This is a genomic window from Streptomyces sp. NPDC005263, assembly GCF_042872365.1.
Classification (GTDB): domain Bacteria; phylum Actinomycetota; class Actinomycetes; order Streptomycetales; family Streptomycetaceae; genus Streptomyces.
Genome location: NZ_JBIAKJ010000002.1, coordinates 1263956 through 1282502 on the forward strand (window position 1 = coordinate 1263956; position 18547 = coordinate 1282502).

Below are 18547 nucleotides of genomic sequence, written 5' to 3' on the forward strand. Positions count from 1 at the left end.
ACGGCGCCTGCCCCTTTGTCCCCGACCGGACGACGGGCAGGCGCCGTCGTCTTCCCCGGCCTGCAGGGGTCGTTGCGGACATCGAGCACGGCGGCAGTACGAACCGCCTGGGCGGCCTGTCGCGCCGGGTGCCCTCAGCCCCGCACCAGGACGAGCACCCGGTCGCGCAGGGCGTCGACGGCTTCCTGGAGGGGTGCCTCGACGTTCAACCGGAGCAGGGGCTCGGTGTTCGACGGCCGGAGATTGAACCAGCGGCCGTGGCCCAGGTCCACGGTCAGCCCGTCCAACCTGTCGGTGGTGGCCCCTTCCCCGCAGTAGACGGCTTCCACCCGGTCAAGGGTGCCGGTCACGTCGGCGACCACGGAGTTGATCTCACCGGAGGCCGCGTAGCGGGAGTAGCCGGCGGTCAGCTCGGACAGCGGACGGTCCTGCTCGCCGAGGGCGGCCAGCACGTGAAGGGCGGTGAGCATCCCGGTGTCCGCACGCCAGAAGTCCCGGAAGTAGTAGTGGCCGGAGTGCTCGCCGCCGAAGACCGCGTCGTGCTCGGCCATCGCGGCCTTCATGAACGAGTGGCCGACCCGGGAGCGGACCGGCGTGCCGCCATGCTCACGGATGATCTCGACGGCGCCCGCGGAGGTGATCACGTTGTGCACAACGGCCGAGCCGGGGTGACGGGCCAGCTCACGCGCGGCGACCAGGCCGACGACGGCCGAGGGGGCCACCGCCTCGCCGCGCTCGTCGACGAAGAAGCACCGGTCGGCGTCTCCGTCGAAGGCGAGGCCGATGTCGGCGCCGACGGCACGGACCCGGGCCTGAAGGTCGACGAGGTTCTTCGGGTCCAGGGGATTGGCCTCGTGATGGGGGAAGCTGCCGTCGAGTTCGAAGTACAGGGGGTCGACGTCGACCGGCAGGCCGTCGAAGACTGCCGGGACGGTGTGGCCGGCCATGCCGTTGCCGGCGTCCACGACCGCTTTCAGGCGGCGGTTGCCCTTGAGGGGGACGAGGGCGTTGAGGTGGGCGGCGTAGTCGCCGAGCAGATTCTGGGGGGTGGTGGTGCCGGGGCGGGCCGCCGGTCCCGGAATGTCGTCGGCCTCCAGCCAGGACCGTATCCTCCCCAGCCCGGAGCTCTCACCGATGGGCGCCGCTCCGGCGCGGCACAACTTGATGCCGTTGTCCCTGGCCGGGTTGTGGCTGGCGGTGATCATCGCACCGGGCAGGTCGAGGCTGCCGGAGGCGTAGTACAGGTAGTCGGTGGAGCCGAGCCCGGCATCGACGATGTCCGCCCCGGCGGCATTCGCCCCTGCGGCGAACGCCGCGGCCAGCTCCGGGCTGCTGTCGCGCATGTCGCGGGCGACCACGATCCGCGGCGCGTCGGTGAGCCGGACGAAGAGGGCGCCGATCCTGTGGGCGAGGTCGGCGTTCAGTTGTACGGGGACCTCGCCACGGATGTCGTAGGCCTTGACGAGACGTGAGTAGTCGGGCACGGAAAACCCTTTCGTTGTCGGGGCGGTTCGGGGCCGACGGACCCGGCTCCGGGGCGAGGCACCTCGCGTCACGGGCCCCGCAGGTGCCAAGCCGCCTCCACGTCCGCCGAAGCGCAGACAGCGCAGACGGCGCAGACAGACGTCGGGGTGCCACGCGGACAGCGGAGATGCGGTGGTGTGCTGCGAGGGAATCCGGCGGCTACTGGGCGACGACCGCCTGGACCCAGCCGAACGCCGTGATCTCCTTCGTCGCCGTCTTGAGGTCCTTGGCGTTGTCCACGCCGCGCCAGTACCCGTTGATCCGGTACGCCGACAGTCGGCCCTCCCGGGCCAGCTCGGGGAAGGTGGTGTCCTCGTGGTCGCCCAGGTCCGGCAGGAGCGCGGTGACCTCCGGCTCGAACAGGTACACCCCCGCGTTGATCCAGTGCGGCAGCACCGGCGCCTCGGTGAAGCTCGTCACCCGGTCGGAGTGGGTCATCTCCACGATCCCGTACGGCGACTTCAACGGCGTCACCGCCAGGGTGGCGAGCGCGTCCCGCTCGACGTGCGCCCGCGCCAGGTCGCGCAGAGAGAAACGGGTGAGGATGTCGCCGTTGAGGCCCGCCCACCGCTCTCCGGGGAACGGGAGGTGGGCGGCGGCGTACTTCAGACCACCGCCGCGGCCGAGCGGCTCGTCTTCGACGACGACCCGTACGCGCAGCGGAAGCCGGTTCGCGGCCACGTACTCGCGCAGCACGTCGGCCCGGTAGCCGCAGGAGATGACCACCTCCTCGATGCCCTCGGCCGCCAGCCAGTGCGCCTGGTGCTCGAAGATGGGCCGTCCGGCCACCTCCACGAGGGCCTTGGGGACGTGATCGGTGTAGGGACGCAGCCTGCTGGCCTGCCCTCCGGCGAGGATGACGGCCTGTCGGACGTGCGATCCGCCCCAGCCGGTGATGGCGAGAGCCGTGTCATGGGTGATGGTCATCGTGGGTCCCTCCTAGGACGAAACGTTCGGACGAAAGGTGCGGACGAAAGGTTCAGACGTTCGGAAGCGGGCCGATCGGTCGGTCGGACACGGCGAACGCCGCGAAGTCGGCGTACTGCGAACGCACCGTCGCCCAGCTCGGGTCGCTGCCGCCGAAAAAGGTCGAGAAGAGCACTCCGTCGATGCCGAGCCGATCGGTGGTACGGAATTCCAGTCCGCCCTGGCTCAGCACCTGCCGCCCGTCGACGTGGACGGTCACGTTTCCGTCCAGGCGGCCCGGTCGGTTGAGGCGTACGGCCTGTTCGACGCACACCCAGCGGCCGACCGGCCAATCCCAGGAGCCACGGCCGAGCGAGGTGCCGTGGGCGACCGACGTCGGCAGATAGGCGTAGACCTCGGCGGCGCCGTGAGCGCGCCACATGTAGCGGGTGGACAGTCCGTTGCCGCCGTCGGGAATACGGCGGCCGCTCGTCACCGTCCCGCCGTACAGTCCGGGCAGCTTGCCACCCTTGACGAAGTCGAAGTCGTCCGGGAAGCGCACGTAGTAACGAAGGTGGAGGACGTCGACGGAGCCGTTCACCAGCTCGAGGTAGAGCTGCGCTCCTCCCTGGGGCCGGTCGTACTCTCGCGCCACGGTCGGGCTGGCGGAGCGGGCCGGGTAGTGCACCCGCAGCAGCCGGCCCAGCGCGGGGTGGCTGACCGGCAGCAGCTCGACGCGGGAGAGGCCGAACGAACCGCCCGAACGTGCCGTGAGACGGGGGCCGAAGAACCGGGCCAGGGCTGCCGGGTCCACGCTCAGCGGGGTGGCCGAGCCGACGGAGGATCCCGGGGAGGCGGACGTGCCGCTCCCCGGGCCGGAGGAGCAGGCGGTGAGCCCCGTACCGATCATGGTGACCCAAAAGGCCGTGATGAACTGCCGTCTGCGCAATGCCGCCACTCCCGTCGCCCGGTGCACCGGACCGTCGGTCTCCGCGATCTCTGTCGGTCTGTGTTGATCTCTATTGATCTCTGTCGACCTGTGGGTCACGTCCTCGCACGGTCCGCTAACCCGCGCTGACGACCCGGTAGTCCACCTCCTGCGTCGTGCCCGGCGCCCTGTGCAGGGTGAGGGTGCCGGCGGCGGAGGCCGTGCCGGTGGCGAGCGTGATGCCGCCCGCGGTCAGCGCGTAGCTCGCGCCCGCGGTCAGCCCGGTGGCGGTGAAGGCGAGGTCGGTTCCGGCGGTACCGGGCGCTGCCAGGACCTCGTAGGCTCCGGCCCCGGTGGGCACGCGGCTCGTGGCGGTGCCGCTCGCGGGAACCACCGCGACCGACTGCGGGGTGACGGTCACCTGGGAGGTGCCGACGGTCGCCGCGGTCAGCGTCGCCGTGCTGCCGGCCCCCGGGGAGCCGAGGGTGGTGGTGACGGCCGGGTAGCCGCTCGCCTTGTAGACGGTGCCGGTGGAGCCGGTGAACGTCGCCGAGCTGACCGAGTCCACCGACGCCTTCGTGGGCTGCTTGATGTCCTTGAACGTGATGCTGCCCGGTGTGGTCGAGTCGCCCTTCACCGAGTACGTCAGTGACGTGGGGACGGTGTTGCCGGAGAACACGGTCCCCGTGCTCCACTGGGTGAGCACACCGGAGGAGAACACACCGCTGAACGTGTTGCCGGTGAAGACCGTCCCGTCGGTCTGGTTCAGCTTCACCACGTTGCTGGAGGTCGTGTCGAAGGTGTTGCCGGTGAAGACGAGGTTGCTCGGCCGGCCGGTGCTGTTGGTGTAGGCCGGGATGTCCGAGCCCTGGTAGGTGAAGACCGCGTACTGGCTGCTGTTGGTCACCGTGTTGCCGGTGGTGGTGATGTTCCTCGAGCCGACGCTGTAACGCAGCCCGTACTCCGCGCCGGTGACGGTGTTGTTGCGGATGGTGTCGCCGCTGCTGTCGAAGACCGCGATGCCGGAGCCGTTGGGCTGGTCGTGGACGTAGTTGTTCTCGATGACGCTGTCGGTGACCCCGCGGTGGATCATGATGCCGTGGACCTGGTTGTCCGACGGGTCGTCGTCACCGGTCGGGACGTACGGCGGAATGCCGTTGTGGTCGACCTCGTTGTACGCGATCTCCAGGTGGTCACAGCGCTGCGAGCAGATGATCCCGTGGTCGCCGTTGTCGTGCGAGTGGTTGTGTGTGATCGTCAGGTAGTCGGAGTCGTCGTGCGGGTCGAGCCCGTACATGACGTTGTGGTCGTACTCGTTGCCGGTGAAGGCCATGGCGTACGCGTCGAACGTGTACGTGCCCATGAAGTTGTCGTGGAACCGGCTGCTGGTCTGCGAGCCGTAGACGTTCAGCGCCGCGCACACGTCGAGGTGGGTGGAGTCGCAGCCGCGGCCCTTGTAGGACACGCCGTAGCTCTCGGCGGCGTGCGAGCCGAGGTAGCCGATGTCGCTGTCCTTGATGTCCATCCGCGACTCGCGCGGTGTGCCGTCGGTGTCCAGGTACGACAGCGCCCGGATGAAGGCGCGCGCCCGTGAGCCGGAGGCGGCGTTCGCGGGCAGGTAGGGGTCGGTGTCCGGGGCGGCGGTGGCATCGTCCCAGGACGTGATGTGCACGGAGTCGATGTCGATGTCGCCGTACTGCGCGGTGATGGCGCTGACATGGGTGGCGACGTTGTCGGACAGGCTGCGCAGCCGCAGGGTGTCGACGTCGCCGCCGACCGCTGTGCCGTGCAGTTCGAGAGTGGCGCCGTTCTGGACGACCAGGTCCGCGCTCAGTTCCCAGGTGTTGGTGCCGGGGTCCGTCTCCACCAGTGGCGCGGACGGGCAGAGGGCGTCGATGTCCGACAGGCTTGCGGTGCCCGAGGTCAGGTAGATGGTGTTGGTACTGCTGGCGTAGCGGACCTGGCCGGAGCACGAGGCGGCCTGGGCCGGCGCTCCGAACAGCACGACCGGGCCGGTCAGCAGTCCGAGGACGCTGAGGGAAACGGCAAGGAGTCGGGGGGAGCGGCCCGCACGGGCATCCCTCCTGGCCGACCGGGTGAGAAGGACCGGCGGGAGGCCGGCCCGAGTCCGGCCGGCCGGGGCGGTCGAGCCCGCCAGGGCGGTCGGGGCGACCAGGACGGCCGGGGCGGCCGGGCCTGGTCTGAGTGGCTGGTCGTTCATCGAGGCTCCTGACACGTCCCCCGCCGTTCGGCACTGAACTGCGGGGGCGCTGATTGCGGTGAGGACGGGTGGCGCTCGTTCCGGAGAGTTCTCCGGCCGTCCTGTGATGTGCGCCGTATCCGATTGGGTGGTGCGGTTGTCCGCCGGTGGGCCGTAGCCCGGCCGGGGGCCTACGTCGGGCCCCGGGAGGCGTCCGACGGGCTTCCGGGGGGGCCTACGTCGGGCCCTTTGAAGCGCCCGGCTGCCACGCCGGGCCCTTCGGAGGTGCGGAGCCGATGGCGTCACCCGGTGACCGGTGTCTCTCGGCCCCCGGGTCGGCCTGTCCCTCAGGTCATGCGGTGTTCCTCACGTGGGCCGCCACCCGGGGGCGTGGTGTCCTGCGGTGGCGGACCTGGTGGATGGTCTGCAACAGAACCGTGAGGGTGAGCGCGACCAGCGCCGCGAACCCGAGCCAGGGGAACGGCGGCAGGGTCACCTCCGTGTTCCCGAGCCGCTTGATCGTGCCGTTTCCGGAGAGGGCTGTGGGAGCCCTCACCCGCGAGTCCTCGATGCTGATCCACGCACCCGCGTCCGCCTCGATGCCCTTGCGCTCGGCGAGGATGTCCAGGCCCTGACCGCGTGCGTGCACGTCGGCGGCCAGATGCAGTCCCCGTTGGGCATCACTGACGGTCAGCTTCTCCAGACGGGCGGAGGCACCGAGGTCGACGGCCGTGACGGCACCTGTGACCGACCCGCCGGAGACCACCAGGCCCTCGGACGCGGAGGCCAGGCCCTTGCGTGAGGTGCCGCTGATCCGAACGTCGGACAGGACGACGTCCCTGGTGGTGGCCGAGGCTGTGACTCCCACCCGGCCGCCGCGGACCACCACGGAGCTCAACGCGACGTCGCGGGCCCGCCCGTAGACCTTGACGCCGGTGCCGGCGACGGCGACGGTGGTCCCGTCCACCCGGACGCCGGGACCGGAGACCGCGATGCCCCGGTCGAAGCCGCTGATCGTGCCGCCGGTGACGGCGGCACCGGCGATGTCCGCGGCGAGCGTCACCCCGGCGCCGTCCCCGCCGCCGGTGAGCCGGGCATCGCGCACGGTCACCCGCGAGCCCGGGCCGGAGACGCCGATCGCGGAGGGCGCACCGTCCACCACGGCTTTGTCGAGGGTGCAGGAGACGCAGGAGACCAGCCGCACACCGCCGCCGGCGTCGCGGTGCGAGGCCGTTGCCGTGAGGGTCAGGCCACGCTGGGGGGTGGCCTTGATGCCGGCACCGTGGTTGTCGCTGGTGGTGACGCCGGACAGACTGCGCGAGTCGGTGCCGCCGACGGTCACACCGTTGCCGCCGCTGCCCTCGACGGTCAGCCTCCGTACAGTCGTGTCCCGGTCGTCCTTCAGTACGACGCCGTCCTGGACGGACCCCTTGACGGTGACCTTGTCGAGATCCACCCCGGTCGATCCGCTCAGTCGCAGGCCGGTGCGGCCCCCCTTGAACGTCGAGCCGGTGGCCGAGCCGGTGGCGGCCCGGCCCCAGGAGACTCCGGCCTCCCGGGCAGGTGCGCCTGCTCCCCGGCCGAAGCCGATCACTTTCGCGTCCGTGATCGTCATGTGGCCCCCCGCACCCATGGCGAGGTACGGGCGTCCGGCCATATCCGTGGGGGCCGGGTCGGTCCCGTCGGCGGCCGTGGACGTGAGGGTGACATCGTCGATGTCGAGGGTGGCCCGGCTGCCCCTGATCCAGGTGCCGGAAGCGGCGGTCTTCCCGGCGGTCATCAGCACCTTGGGTGTGCGGCGGCCCATGTGCAGGGTGGTGTCGGGGGCAAGCAGCACGGCCGAGTCGATCCGCACGGTCTTGGACGCGCCCGCCTTCGCCGGCAGGTAACCGACCCACCCGGGGCCGGCGTTGGCGGCCAGCCAGCTGAGCGGGAGCGGTCCGTACGGTGGGAACAGCCGTCGCACCACGGAGCCGTGACTGACCAGTGCGACAGTGCCGGGCCTGACCACCATCAGCCGGTCCGGGCGTCCGCTGCGCTGCCAGGCGGCGATGTCCGGGTCGCCCCAGGTGGCACCGGCGGCGTGGGCGGCGGGCGCGACGGCGGCCAGCAGGGCGGTCGCGGCGAGGGCGGCGCGTACGACGAGGGTGAGGTGCCTCATGCCGCGACCTCGGCTTCGGCGGGCTGCGTGGTCCTGACGACGACGCCGTTCTCCACCGACACCTGCCTCGTCAGCCAGCGCTGCTTGCGGATGGTGGCGAGCGCGCAGAGCTTGACGATCGCCATCATGAACGAGATCAGGACGAAGCCGGGCACCAGGAAGAACGACGAGGGCTTGCGCACCAGGTGGGGAAGGATCTTCATCGACCGGCTCACCCACCACCAGCCGGCCAGGCAGGCGACGAAGAACCAGTCCTGCCGGATGATCGCCCAGGTCATGAAGAACGGTGAGAACAGCAGGGTGAAACTGCTGACCCCCTTGTCGATCATGGTGAAGGCGAGGAAGGGGTGCCGCCAGACCCAGCGGCTCGACAGCGCCCGCACATCGGAGCGCCAGGTGTTGCGGGCCCAGCGCAGCCGCTGCTTGAGGAAGATCCGCAGCGTGCCGGGGAAGGTCGACCAGACACGGGCGGAGCGCTGCATGTAGGTGAGGTGACCGCGCTCCAGTATCAGAGTGGTCAGCCGCTTGTCGTCGCCCGACATACAGGGGACGCCCCAGAACGTCTCCGCCATGAAGTCGTCGGATATCTCCAGCAGCAGCTCGCGGCGGTACACGGCGGTGCGCCCGGACAGGCACGAGACAGCGCGGCCCATGACGGTCTGCGCGGCGTTCTCGTCGAAGTACCGGTAGTCCAGGAACATGTCGTTGACCCGCTGCAGGAAGCCCTTGGGGTTGTACACGTTCTGCCGGGTCCCCACCCCGCCGATCCTGGGGTCGGCGAAGGGCTTGCAGATCTCCTGGGCGACGTCGTCCGCCCAGATGGTGTCCGAGTCGACCAGCGCCACCAGGTCGGTGGAGCACACCTCCCACCCCTTGCGCAGGGCGTCGCGCTTGCCGGGCACGTCGGTGATGACCACGGTCACCGGATAGCGCGCCGCGATCTCCTGACAGGCCTGGTCGGTGACGTCGATGACCAGGACGACCTCGTCCACCCCGTTCGCCAGCCACGACTCGATCGCGTGGGCGAAGATCTCCGGGTCTTCCTGGTACACCGGCACGACGATGCTGAGCGGAAGGGAGTGGTCGTTCGTCACGGACCGGTAGAGGGCCGCAGGCGCGCGCCGCACGAGCCAGCAGCCCCAGCGGACCAGCCCGAGTATGCCCAGCGGCAGGTAGACGAGGTAGTACCGGAAGTCCAGCAAGGTGGTGTCGAATAGTCCGCTCATGAGCCTGTTCTCGTTGAGTCCACAGGTGTCTGACAGCCTCCGCCGCCGCGCCGGCCCTTCGGCGCGGCGCGGCAGCGGAGTGAAATACCCGGCGGCCGGAATCCGGCCCGGGAGAGGCCCGGGGAACGCCCAGGGCCGACCCGCGTTCGACTCGGGCAGGAACGTTTCCGCCCGTGCCTGCCGCCTGACTAGGCGGTCAGGGCCTCGGCCTCCAACTCGGCCACCTCGGCGAGCTTGTCGTTCACGGCGACGACCGCCTGCAGCAGCGGCATGTCGACGCCGATCGACGCGGCGAGGCCGAGGAATCCCTGGGTGTCCTTCGGCAGGCAGACACCGCCGTACGGGGCGCCGCCCCGGATGCCGTAGTGCGGGTTGTAGGAGGCCTCCGCCGAGCGGGCGACGGTCTGCGCGATCGGGTCGAGGTCGAGACCGAGGTGCTGACCCACCAGCCACATCTCGTTCCAGAAGCTGATCTTCGTGGCGTTGTAGATGTTGTGGGCGCACTTGACGAACTCCGCCTCGGCGGGGTTCGAGAAGACCCGCGTCTCACCGCCGAAGGGCGCCAGCAACTCGGCCAGCCGCTCCCGGGTGCGTACGCTGCGCGAGGCCATGACGGTCATCCACGGGTGGCGGAAGTCCTCGACCGCGGTGGCCGCACGGAGGAACTCCGGGTTGCTGGCGAGCGAGAAGCCCTCGCCGAGGCTTTTGCCGGAGTGCTTCTCCAGCAGCGGCAGTACGAGCCCCTCGGCCGTACCCGGCGGGACCGTGGAACGGACCACGACGATGGGCGTGCCCGTGGCGTCGGCCAGCGCCTCACCCACGGAGGCGGTGCCCGCCTCGAACGCGGACAGGTCGTACCGGTGGCCGACGTTGGGCGTGGGGAGCGTGAGGAAGATGAACGAGTCCGGCTCGGCACTGAGGTCGAGGTCGGCACGCGCGTCCAGCCCCTCGGAACGCAGGTGGTCCAGACGATGCCGCGCCACGTCGATGAAGGTCACCTGGTGTCCGGCGTTGACGAACCCCTTGCCGGTGGCTGTTCCGACGACACCGGAACCGACGATGAAGATTCTGGCCATTTGAATCGTCTCCTGTTCGGATTCGGGTGCCGGCGGGCACGCCGAATACGGAAGCGGAATGCAGTGTCCGGCGGCTGGGAAAAGTGAACGCCAAACCGCGCGGAAAGCGATGGGTCGGCACCCGTAGCTGCGCCTGAGCACAGTTCACCGTGGATTCACCGACACCGTGTCCGGCGCTGACACGCCTCCCCTGTGGCGTGCGGCCGACAGCGCGACGGCGCAAGAAGACGCCGTCGGCGAAAGCCCCCCAACCCCCTGTTCAGTGCTGCGTCAAGTGACGACACCCCCCACTTGGCGCCTGTCGCTATAAGTCAGACAGTAGGAAGTTATACACGGGATCCACACATCGATGGAGATGCAGGTGTTAACTACTTATGTCGCAAGAGTAAAGAACGCCCCTTGTAAGGGTGCTTCTGGCGTATGCCGGGACCTGTGCACCACACCCGCGCCCCGCGGTGTCGGTAACGCTCCGCGACAAGCAGGAGCAAGGGGGCGGCAAAGCGTAATTACATGGCCTTTACACGCCTGCACACGATGTTTACGTCGGCAGGTCTCGCTTGACGGCCGTGATCTGGACCAGCGTGCCGGCGTACGCCTGGGACATCAGCAGCCGCACCGGCGACGCCGAACAGGCCGCCGCCCACCGGGCGTTACTGGACACCTTCACCGGCCGCCCGTGGTGGGCCGGGGTGTGCTGGTGGATGTGGGACGACTGGCCGGACAGCGGCGAGACCCCGGCCGCGCTGGCCTACACCCCGCACGGCAAGCCGGCGGAGCGGGTGCTGCGGGAGAGGTGGGGCGCGTCCTGACGCCGGGTCAGAAGGCCAGGGGTTACGGCACCTTGTACGTCTGCCCGTACACCTTCCACTCCAGCGGAGTGGAGAGCTTCAGGTTGCCCTCGTTCAGGAAGCGGCGTTGTTCCGTGTCCACGCGGCTGGTGTCCGTGCCGGGGTGCAGGGTGGTCATGGCGGCGCGGCGGACGTCGAGGAACGCCTCGAGGTACGTCTTCTCCGAGCCGCCCTGTGCGGGGGTGGCCGCCCGGCGAAGGGCCGCGGCGCGGATGCCGTCGAAGCTGGTCGGGTTGCTGCCGGGGCCGTGGTACACCATCGCGTCGTAGTAGACGAACTGGCCGAGGACACCGAGTCCGTCCCGCTGCGCCCGGCGTACCGCGGGGTCGAAGTAGACGCGGTCGCGCTGCTCGTCCTGGGCTCCGCGGAACGCGGGACGGGCGGCCTCTGCCTTCCAGGCCGCGGTGAAGCCCGGGCCCAGGCCCGCGTGGGAGTCCGTGCCGTCGACCGCGCGCAGGGCGGGGAGGTAGCGGGCGAGGCGGTTGCCGGGGTGCTCCTCGGTGTAGGTCTCGACGAGGGTGAGCAGGTCGTGGGTGCCGGTGCAGAAACCGATGAGGCCGGCCGTGTAGCCCTGCCCGTCACCGATGTCCTCGATGTAGGCGTAGGCGGCGCGCCAGTCGAGGGTGGAGTTCTCGGCGCTGGCCACCAGCTGTTGGGCCAGTTCCTTCTTGCCGGGGTCGGCCAGGCTCGCGGGCCTGGCGGCGGGTTTCCGTGCGGTCGGTGTACCCACCGCCGCTGTCACCGCGGCCGGTGTACGGGCGGCCGGTGTACGCACGGCCGACGTACGGGGCGCGGCCGCCGGCCCCGTCCTCCCCGGTGCCTTGTCGTCCACGTCCGAGGTGGGTGCCGTGGAGGCGTAGACCGCCGCCGCGGCCACGAGGGGCACGGCGCCGAGCAGCAGGAGACCGGCACGTTTCATGCCGCCCAGCGTACGGTCGCCCGGTGTCGCGGCGGCGGTGGCCGGGGCGGTGCGCGAGGGGAAGCGCGCGGATCTCCGCCGGATGCCTCATCCCGGGCTGCCGACCCTGTCGTGGACGAGTCGCCGCGGTGGCCGGCGGCGGCGCGGACGCGGAGAATCGTCCGGCCCGCCTGACTGGCCGCCCCATGGGCTTGGTCGTACTGTCGTGTCACCTTGGGGGTTGATCCGACGGGGAGGCGACGAGGCATGGACGGCGCACGATCGGTGAACGGGGGAACGGGGCGGGGCGTTCCGGCGCGCGGGGAGGCTCCCGGCAAGGGTGAGAAACTCGCCGACTGGGCCGACGGCCGGCTCGGGTTATACACGTTGGCCAAGGCCAACATGCGCAAGGTCTTTCCGGACCACTGGTCCTTCATGCTGGGCGAGGTCTGCCTGTACAGCTTCCTCGTCCTGATCCTCACCGGGATCTACCTCACGCTGTTCTTCGAACCGAGCGGTGTCGAGGTCGTCTACAACGGCACGTACCAGCCCCTCAACGGCGTCATCATGACCCGGGCGTACGAGTCGACGCTCGACATCAGCTTCGATGTGCGCGGCGGGCTGCTGATCCGGCAGATCCACCACTGGGCGGCACTGGTCTTCGTCACCGGCATGCTCGTGCACATGATGCGGGTGTTCTTCACCGGCGCGTTCCGCAAGCCCCGCGAACTGAACTGGATGTTCGGCTGGACCCTGCTGTTCCTCGGCATCCTGACCGGCCTGACCGGCTACTCGCTCCCCGACGACCTGCTGTCCGGCACCGGCGTCCGCTTCGCGCAGGGCGCCATCCTGTCCGTCCCGGTCGTCGGGACGTACCTGTCCTTCTTCCTCTTCGGCGGGGAGTTCCCGGGGCACGACATCATCCCGAGGTTCTTCCCGATCCATGTGCTGCTGCTGCCGGGGATCATGCTGGGCCTGGTGGTCGCCCATCTGATCCTGGTCTTCTTCCACAAGCACACGCAGTACCCCGGGCCCGGCCGCAACGAGAAGTCGGTGGTCGGCATGCCCTTCCTGCCGGTCTACATGGCCAAGGCGGGCGGCTTCTTCTTCCTGGTCTTCGGCGTTCTGACGATCATCGGCGGCATCGCCAGCATCAACCCCGTGTGGGCCTTCGGACCGTACCGCCCGGACCTGGTGACCACGGGCGCCCAGCCCGACTGGTATCTCGGCTTCTCCGAGGGGCTGATCCGGGTGATGCCGGGATGGGAGATCAACGCCTGGGGCCACACCCTGCAACTGGGCGTCTTCATCCCCTTCTCCCTCTTCCCGCTGATCCTGCTCGCCATCGGCCTGTATCCGTTCATCGAGGCATGGGTCACCGGCGACCGGCGCGAGCACCACATCCTGGACCGGCCGCGCAACGCTCCCGTGCGCACCGGCCTGGGAGTGGCCTGGCTGAGCCTGTACGCGGTGCTGCTGATCGGCGGCGGCAACGACATCGTCGCCACCCATATGCATCTGTCCATCAACGCGATCACCTGGTTCGTACGGGTGTCGGTGTTCGTGGTGCCGGTGCTCGCCTTCGGCGTCACCCGTCGCGTCTGTCTCGGTCTGCAGCGCCGGGACCGGGAAAAGGTGCTGCACGGCAGGGAGACCGGCACCATCCAGCGCCTGCCGCACGGCGAGTACGTCGAGGTCCACGAACCTCTCTCGCAGGGGCAGCTGTTCACCCTCACCCAGCACGAGCAGGCGAAGGCGTACGAGATCGGGCCGCTCGTGGACGCCCACGGGGTACGACGGCAGGTCAAGGTCTCCCAGCGGGTGCGGGCCCGGCTTTCGCGGGCGATGTTCGGTCCGGAGACCCGGGTGGAGAAGCCGACGGTGGAGGAGTACCGGGAGGTCACCAGCGGCGATCACCACCACTGAGGGCGATCACCGGTACCGAGGACGGTGGCCCGGCACTCGTCGGGGCTGCCCCAGGCGGCCCGCAGGGCGCGGGCCTTGGTCAGCCACAGCGACAGGTCGTACTCGGCGGTGTAGCCGATCGCGCCGTGCAGCTGGAGAGCCGTGCGGGCGGTGGCGTACGCCGCCTCGCACGCCGTGACCTTCGCGGCGGCGATGTCCTGCCCGGTCATGGTCAGCGCGGCACCGAGGACCAGGGGCCGCGCGAACTCCAGGGCGATCCTGGCGTCCGCCAACTGGTGCTTGACGGCCTGGAACGAGCCGATCGGAACACCGAACTGGGTGCGCTGCCTGACGTACGCGACGGTCTGGTCGAGCAGCGCGAGGCCGACGCCCAGGGCCTGGGCGGCCGTGGTGAGCCGGGCGATCCCGACCGCCCGCGCCATGGCCGCGGTCACCTGCGGGCCCGTGGCGAGCAGGTCCCCGCCCGGCGGGAGGGAAAAGAGCCGACGCCCGGGGTCGAGGGAGGGACGCGGGAGACCCGGTGCGGGGGCCAGCCGCAGCTCGGCGGCGGACGGCGCCGCTCGGGTCGCCGCCGCGGCGCCCTCCGGTTCCGACACGCTCAGCCGCAGGTCCGCCGCGTCCGCGTCCAGCGCGTATCCGCCGTGGGTCACGGTGGCCACCGACTCGCCCGCGGCCACGGCGGGCAGCAGGCGCTTGGCCGGGCCCGGATCGTCCAGGGCAGCCAGCAGCGTCGCCGTCGTCACCGTCTCCACCAGCGGTCCCGGCACCGCGTGCCGCCCCAACTCCACGAAGGCGACGGCGAGTTCGACGGGAAGCGGCCCCATCCCCTGGTACGCCTCCGGCACCGCCAGGGCGAAGACGCCCACCTCGGCGAGACGGGACCACAGCGCGCGTCCGCCCGCGCGGTCGCCGCGACCCCAGTCCCGTACCACGGCCGGGGTGTCGGCGGCCGTCAGCAGGGCGGTCAGGGAGTCGGCGAGGGCACGCTGCTCGGTGGTCGGGAGGAACCGCATCACCGGCGTCCCTTCGGCAGGCCCAGCAGGCGTTCGGCGATGATGTCCCGCTGGATCTCGTTGGTGCCGGCGTAGATGGGGCCGGCGAGGGCGAACACATACCGCTCGGCCCACTCGGTGTCGGCCGCCTCGCCCGCCGCGCCCAGGAGGTCGAGGGCCGTCTCGGTGAGCGCGATGTCGTACTGCGACCAGAACACCTTGTTCAGGCTGGACTCCGGGCCGAGGGTCGCTCCGTCGAGGTGCCGGGAGGCGGCGGCGTAGGTGAAGAGCTGGTAGGCGCGGGCGCCGATCAGGGCGTCGGCCACCCGATGCCGCGCGGCGTCCGGGCTGCCCCGGTCCCGCCACAGCCCGCACAGCCGGGCGGCGCCCGCCAGGAAACGGCCGGGGGAGCGGAGCGTGAGCCCGCGCTCGTTGCCCGCCGTCGACATCGCCACCCGCCAGCCCTGACCGGGTTCGCCGATCACGTCCTGGTCCGGCACGAACACCTCGTCCAGGAACAGTTCGGCGAAGGCGGGCCTGCCGTCGAGGCGGCGGATGGGGCGGACGGTGACGCCGGGCGCCCGCAGGTCGAACATCACGTAGGTCAGTCCCTGGTGCGGCTTGGCCGGCTCCGGGGCGCTGCGGAACAGGCCGAACGCGCGGTCGGCGAACGCCGCCCGCGAGGACCAGGTCTTCTGGCCGCTCAGCAGCCAGCCCCCGGCGGTGCGGACGGCTCTGGAGCGCAGGGACGCCAGATCCGAGCCCGCCTCCGGCTCCGACCAGGCCTGCGCCCACACCACCTCACCGGTGGCCATCGGCGGCAGCACCCGCGCCCGCTGCTCCTCCGTGCCGTGGTCGAAGAGGGTCGGCGCGAGCAGACTGACGCCGTTCTGACCGACCCGGCCCGGCGCGCCCGCCGCGTAGTACTCCTCCTCGAAGAGCAGCCAGCGGATCAGGCCCGCGTCCCGCCCCCCGTAGCGCGCCGGCCAGTCGACCACCGACCAGCGGTCCGCGGCGAGTTCGGCCTCCCACGCGCGGTGCGCGGCGAAGCCCTCCTCGGTCTCCAGGGAGGGCAGCGGAGCGGACGGCACGTGGGCCGTGAGCCAGGCACGGGCCTCGGCCCTGAAGGCCTCTTCTTCCTGCGTGAAGGCGAGATCCATCGGCGGCAGCCCTTCGACGGCACTTCCCTAACAAGTGTTTGGTAGGTTAGCGTGGCCCCATGACAGGCGTCGAGACTCCGGAGTACGTGCCCGGGCACGGGCTGCTGAGCGGACGTACCGCCGTCATCACGGCCGCCGCGGGCGCCGGGATCGGCGGTGCGACCGCCCGCCGCTTCCTGGAGGAGGGCGCGCGGGTGCTGCTCAGCGACACGCACACGCGGCGCCTGAAGGAGTACCAGGTCCGGCTGGCCGAGGAGTTCGGCGCGGACCTGGTGTCCGCGCTGCCGTGCGACGTCACCGACGAGGACCAGGTACGGGAGCTGTTCGACCACGCCGTACGGGAACACGGCCGACTGGACGTGGTGGTCAACAACGCCGGCCTCGGTGGGACCTCCGCCCTGGTGGACATGACCGACGAGCAGTGGTCGCGGGTCCTGGACGTGACCTTGAACGGCACGTTCCGATGCACCAGAGGAGCCCTCCGGCGGATGAGGGACACCGGCGGTGTGATCGTCAACAACGCCTCCGTCGTCGGCTGGCGCGCCCAGGCCGGACAGGCGCACTACGCCGCCGCGAAGGCGGGCGTGATGGCGCTGACCCGGTGCGCGGCGATCGAGGCGGCCGAGTTCGGGGTGCGGGTCAACGCCGTCGCGCCGAGTCTCGCCATGCACCCCCACCTGGTGAAGGTGACCTCTCCCGAACTGCTGGAGGAGCTGACCGCGCGCGAGGCCTTCGGGCGGTACGCCGAGCCCTGGGAGGTGGCCAACGTGATCGTGTTCCTGGCGTCGGGCTACTCCTCGTACCTGACCGGAGAAGTCGTCTCCGTCAGCAGCCAGCACGCGTGACGAGCGGGACAGACCACAATGGAACCGTGCCGACCAAGAAGAAGCCCCAGGTGACCGCCGTCCGGAAACCCGCGGCCGCCGCCCGGGACCGCCGCCGCGAACTCCTCGACACCGCCGCCGAGGTCTTCGCCGACCAGGGCTACAACGCCACCACCGTGCGCAAGATCGCGGACCACGCGGGCATGCTCGCGGGCAGCCTCTACTACCACTTCGACTCCAAGGAATCGATGCTGGAGGAGATCCTGCGGACCTTCCTCGACGAGCTCTGGGACGGCTACGACGCCGTCCTGGACGCGCCCCTCGACCCCCGCGAGACCCTCGAAGCCCTGGTCACCGAGTCGTTCCGGGAAATAGACCGGCATCGCGCCGCCGTCGCGATCTACCAGAAGGAGAGCAAGCAGCTCGTCGCGCAGGAGCGGTTCGCGTTCCTCGCCGAGTCGCAGCGCCGGTTCGAGACGGCGTGGCTGTCCACGCTGGAGCGCGGGGTCGCCGCCGAGGTGTTCCGGTCCGACCTCGACGTCCGCCTCACCTACCGGTTCGTGCGCGACACCGTGTGGGTCGCCGCGTCCTGGTACCGGCCCGGCGGACAGCACAGCCCCGAGGAGATCGCCCGGCAGTACCTGTCGATGGTGCTGGACGGGATCGCCGTACGCACCTAGCCCTGTTGTCCGACCTTTCCTGTAAGGAAGTTGCCATGGCCGAGGCCTACATCGTCGAAGCGGTCCGTACGCCTGTCGGGCGGCGCGGGGGAGGACTGAGCGGAGTCCACCCGGCCGACCTGGGGGCGCATGTGCTCAAGGAACTGGTCGCCCGCGCCGACGTCGACCCGGCCGCCGTCGAGGACGTCGTGTTCGGCTGCCTCGACACCGTGGGCCCGCAGGCCGGGGACATCGCGCGGACCTGCTGGCTGGCGGCCGGGCTGCCCGAGGAGGTGCCCGGGGTGACGGTGGACCGGCAGTGCGGCTCCTCGCAGCAGGCCGTGCACTTCGCCGCGCAGGGCGTGCTGTCCGGGACGCAGGACCTGGTCGTCGCGGGCGGTGTGCAGAACATGTCGCAGATCCCGATCGCCTACGCCACCCGGCAGGCCGCCGAGCCGCTCGGCTTCACCGAGGGCCCGTTCGCCGGCAGCGAGGGCTGGCGGGCGCGGTACGGGGACCGGGCGGTGAACCAGTTCGCCGGCGCCGAGATGATCGCCGCGAAGTGGGGCATCAGCCGGCAGGACCAGGAGGAGTTCGCGCTGCGCTCGCACCGGCGGGCACTGTCGGCGATCGACGAGGGGCGGTTCGACCGGGAGATCGTGGCGTACGGCCAGGTCACCGCCGACGAGGGGCCGCGCCGGGACACCTCCCTGGAGAAGATGGCCGGGCTGAAGCCGGTCATCGACGGCGGCACCATCACCGCGGCCTGCTCCTCGCAGGTCTCCGACGGGTCGGCGGCCATGCTGCTGGCCTCGGACCGGGCGGTGCGCGAACACGGGCTGCGGCCACGCGCGCGCGTGCACCACCTGTCGGTGCGCGGCGAGGACCCGATCCGGATGCTGAGCGCGCCGATACCGGCCACCGCGCACGCCCTGAAGAAGACCGGCCTGTCGATCGACGACATCGACCTCGTCGAGATCAACGAGGCCTTCGCGCCGGTCGTGCTGGCCTGGCTGAAGGAGACGGGCGCGGATCCGCAGAAGGTCAACGTCAACGGCGGTGCGATCGCTCTCGGGCATCCGTTGGGCGCGACGGGCGTCAAGCTCATGACGACCCTGCTGCACGAACTGGAGCGCACCGGCGGCCGGTTCGGCCTCCAGACGATGTGCGAGGGCGGCGGACAGGCGAACGTGACGATCATCGAGCGTGTGTGAGGGCG

At 70.6% G+C, this 18547-nt stretch carries 15 protein-coding genes; 5 read left to right on the forward strand and 10 right to left on the reverse strand.

The window, feature by feature from the left end; translation table 11 throughout:
* Positions 1-134 precede the first annotated feature (134 nt).
* From ACFYRY_RS12925 to ACFYRY_RS12955, 7 genes are all read right to left on the reverse strand, one after another.
* On the reverse strand, positions 135-1484 hold the full coding sequence (locus tag ACFYRY_RS12925; protein WP_389143332.1) for a phosphomannomutase/phosphoglucomutase: 1350 nt from the start codon (positions 1482-1484) through the stop codon (positions 135-137).
* 199 nt (positions 1485-1683) lie between these two features.
* The gene (locus tag ACFYRY_RS12930; RefSeq protein ID WP_389143335.1) at positions 1684-2451 is read right to left on the reverse strand and encodes an NDP-sugar synthase; all 768 of its coding nucleotides are present in this window, start codon (positions 2449-2451) and stop codon (positions 1684-1686) included.
* A gap of 52 nt (positions 2452-2503) precedes the next feature.
* The gene (locus ACFYRY_RS12935) at positions 2504-3379 is read right to left on the reverse strand and encodes a polysaccharide lyase (protein ID WP_389143338.1); all 876 of its coding nucleotides are present in this window, start codon (positions 3377-3379) and stop codon (positions 2504-2506) included.
* Positions 3380-3494: 115 nt separating this feature from the next.
* Positions 3495-5579 carry a right-handed parallel beta-helix repeat-containing protein gene (locus tag ACFYRY_RS12940; protein ID WP_389143341.1) on the reverse strand — a complete coding sequence of 695 codons (2085 nt, stop codon included), beginning with the start codon at positions 5577-5579 and terminating at the stop codon, positions 3495-3497.
* A 331-nt stretch (positions 5580-5910) separates the two neighbouring features.
* Positions 5911-7719, reverse strand: a complete 1809-nt coding sequence (locus ACFYRY_RS12945) for a right-handed parallel beta-helix repeat-containing protein (protein ID WP_389143344.1) — start codon at positions 7717-7719, stop codon at positions 5911-5913.
* Positions 7716-8945, reverse strand: a complete 1230-nt coding sequence (locus ACFYRY_RS12950) for a glycosyltransferase (RefSeq protein ID WP_389143347.1) — start codon at positions 8943-8945, stop codon at positions 7716-7718. Before ACFYRY_RS12950 ends, ACFYRY_RS12945 begins: the two co-directional genes overlap by 4 nt.
* 188 nt (positions 8946-9133) lie before the next feature.
* Entirely contained in the window at positions 9134-10021 is an 888-nt protein-coding gene (locus ACFYRY_RS12955; protein ID WP_389143350.1) for a 2-dehydropantoate 2-reductase N-terminal domain-containing protein, read from the reverse strand.
* Positions 10022-10587: 566 nt separating this feature from the next.
* Between ACFYRY_RS12955 and ACFYRY_RS12960 the strand changes: the two genes are divergently transcribed.
* Complete coding sequence (locus tag ACFYRY_RS12960; RefSeq protein WP_389143353.1) at positions 10588-10830, forward strand: hypothetical protein; 243 nt, start codon at positions 10588-10590, stop codon at positions 10828-10830.
* A 22-nt stretch (positions 10831-10852) separates the two neighbouring features.
* On the opposite strand, the gene ACFYRY_RS12965 is transcribed toward ACFYRY_RS12960, so the two are convergent.
* Positions 10853-11788, reverse strand: coding sequence for a chitosanase (locus tag ACFYRY_RS12965; RefSeq protein WP_389143356.1), 936 nt, complete (start codon positions 11786-11788; stop codon positions 10853-10855).
* 246 nt (positions 11789-12034) lie between these two features.
* Here ACFYRY_RS12965 and ACFYRY_RS12970 point away from each other — a divergent pair, with 246 nt between their 5' ends.
* On the forward strand, positions 12035-13693 hold the full coding sequence (locus ACFYRY_RS12970; RefSeq protein ID WP_389143359.1) for a cytochrome bc complex cytochrome b subunit: 1659 nt from the start codon (positions 12035-12037) through the stop codon (positions 13691-13693).
* Here the strand turns inward: ACFYRY_RS12970 and ACFYRY_RS12975 are convergent.
* Together ACFYRY_RS12975 and ACFYRY_RS12980 are read right to left on the reverse strand one after the other, a co-directional pair.
* Positions 13681-14706 (reverse strand): acyl-CoA dehydrogenase family protein, encoded by a 1026-nt coding sequence (locus tag ACFYRY_RS12975; RefSeq protein ID WP_389143362.1) that lies wholly within the window; start codon positions 14704-14706, stop codon positions 13681-13683. The genes ACFYRY_RS12970 and ACFYRY_RS12975 overlap by 13 nt on opposite strands.
* A complete protein-coding gene (locus ACFYRY_RS12980) occupies positions 14706-15845 on the reverse strand; it encodes an acyl-CoA dehydrogenase family protein (protein ID WP_389143365.1) in 1140 nt (379 codons plus the stop codon). Before ACFYRY_RS12980 ends, ACFYRY_RS12975 begins: the two co-directional genes overlap by 1 nt.
* A 59-nt stretch (positions 15846-15904) precedes the next feature.
* On the opposite strand from ACFYRY_RS12980, the gene ACFYRY_RS12985 reads away from it, so the two are divergent.
* The 3 genes from ACFYRY_RS12985 to ACFYRY_RS12995 are packed head-to-tail and all read left to right on the forward strand — an operon-like array spanning position 15905 to position 18542.
* The gene (locus ACFYRY_RS12985; protein WP_389143368.1) at positions 15905-16690 is read left to right on the forward strand and encodes an SDR family oxidoreductase; all 786 of its coding nucleotides are present in this window, start codon (positions 15905-15907) and stop codon (positions 16688-16690) included.
* Between the two features lie 26 nt (positions 16691-16716).
* A complete protein-coding gene (locus ACFYRY_RS12990; protein WP_389143370.1) occupies positions 16717-17349 on the forward strand; it encodes a TetR/AcrR family transcriptional regulator in 633 nt (210 codons plus the stop codon).
* Positions 17350-17384: 35 nt separating this feature from the next.
* Positions 17385-18542 (forward strand): acetyl-CoA C-acetyltransferase, encoded by a 1158-nt coding sequence (locus tag ACFYRY_RS12995; RefSeq protein WP_389143372.1) that lies wholly within the window; start codon positions 17385-17387, stop codon positions 18540-18542.
* The last annotated feature ends 5 nt before the right edge of the window (positions 18543-18547 follow it).

What these genes read in the sequence shown, in the direction of transcription:
- ACFYRY_RS12985 (WP_389143368.1), top strand. Translation starts at nt 15,905, where the DNA reads ATGACAGGCGTCGAGACTCCGGAGTACGTGCCCGGGCACGGGCTGCTG.
- ACFYRY_RS12975 (WP_389143362.1), bottom strand. Translation starts at nt 14,706, where the DNA reads ATGCGGTTCCTCCCGACCACCGAGCAGCGTGCCCTCGCCGACTCCCTG.
- ACFYRY_RS12995 (WP_389143372.1), top strand. Translation starts at nt 17,385, where the DNA reads ATGGCCGAGGCCTACATCGTCGAAGCGGTCCGTACGCCTGTCGGGCGG.
- ACFYRY_RS12965 (WP_389143356.1), bottom strand. Translation starts at nt 11,788, where the DNA reads ATGAAACGTGCCGGTCTCCTGCTGCTCGGCGCCGTGCCCCTCGTGGCC.
- ACFYRY_RS12945 (WP_389143344.1), bottom strand. Translation starts at nt 7,719, where the DNA reads ATGAGGCACCTCACCCTCGTCGTACGCGCCGCCCTCGCCGCGACCGCC.
- ACFYRY_RS12970 (WP_389143359.1), top strand. Translation starts at nt 12,035, where the DNA reads ATGGACGGCGCACGATCGGTGAACGGGGGAACGGGGCGGGGCGTTCCG.
- ACFYRY_RS12950 (WP_389143347.1), bottom strand. Translation starts at nt 8,945, where the DNA reads ATGAGCGGACTATTCGACACCACCTTGCTGGACTTCCGGTACTACCTC.
- ACFYRY_RS12955 (WP_389143350.1), bottom strand. Translation starts at nt 10,021, where the DNA reads ATGGCCAGAATCTTCATCGTCGGTTCCGGTGTCGTCGGAACAGCCACC.
- ACFYRY_RS12940 (WP_389143341.1), bottom strand. Translation starts at nt 5,579, where the DNA reads ATGAACGACCAGCCACTCAGACCAGGCCCGGCCGCCCCGGCCGTCCTG.
- ACFYRY_RS12980 (WP_389143365.1), bottom strand. Translation starts at nt 15,845, where the DNA reads ATGGATCTCGCCTTCACGCAGGAAGAAGAGGCCTTCAGGGCCGAGGCC.
- ACFYRY_RS12930 (WP_389143335.1), bottom strand. Translation starts at nt 2,451, where the DNA reads ATGACCATCACCCATGACACGGCTCTCGCCATCACCGGCTGGGGCGGA.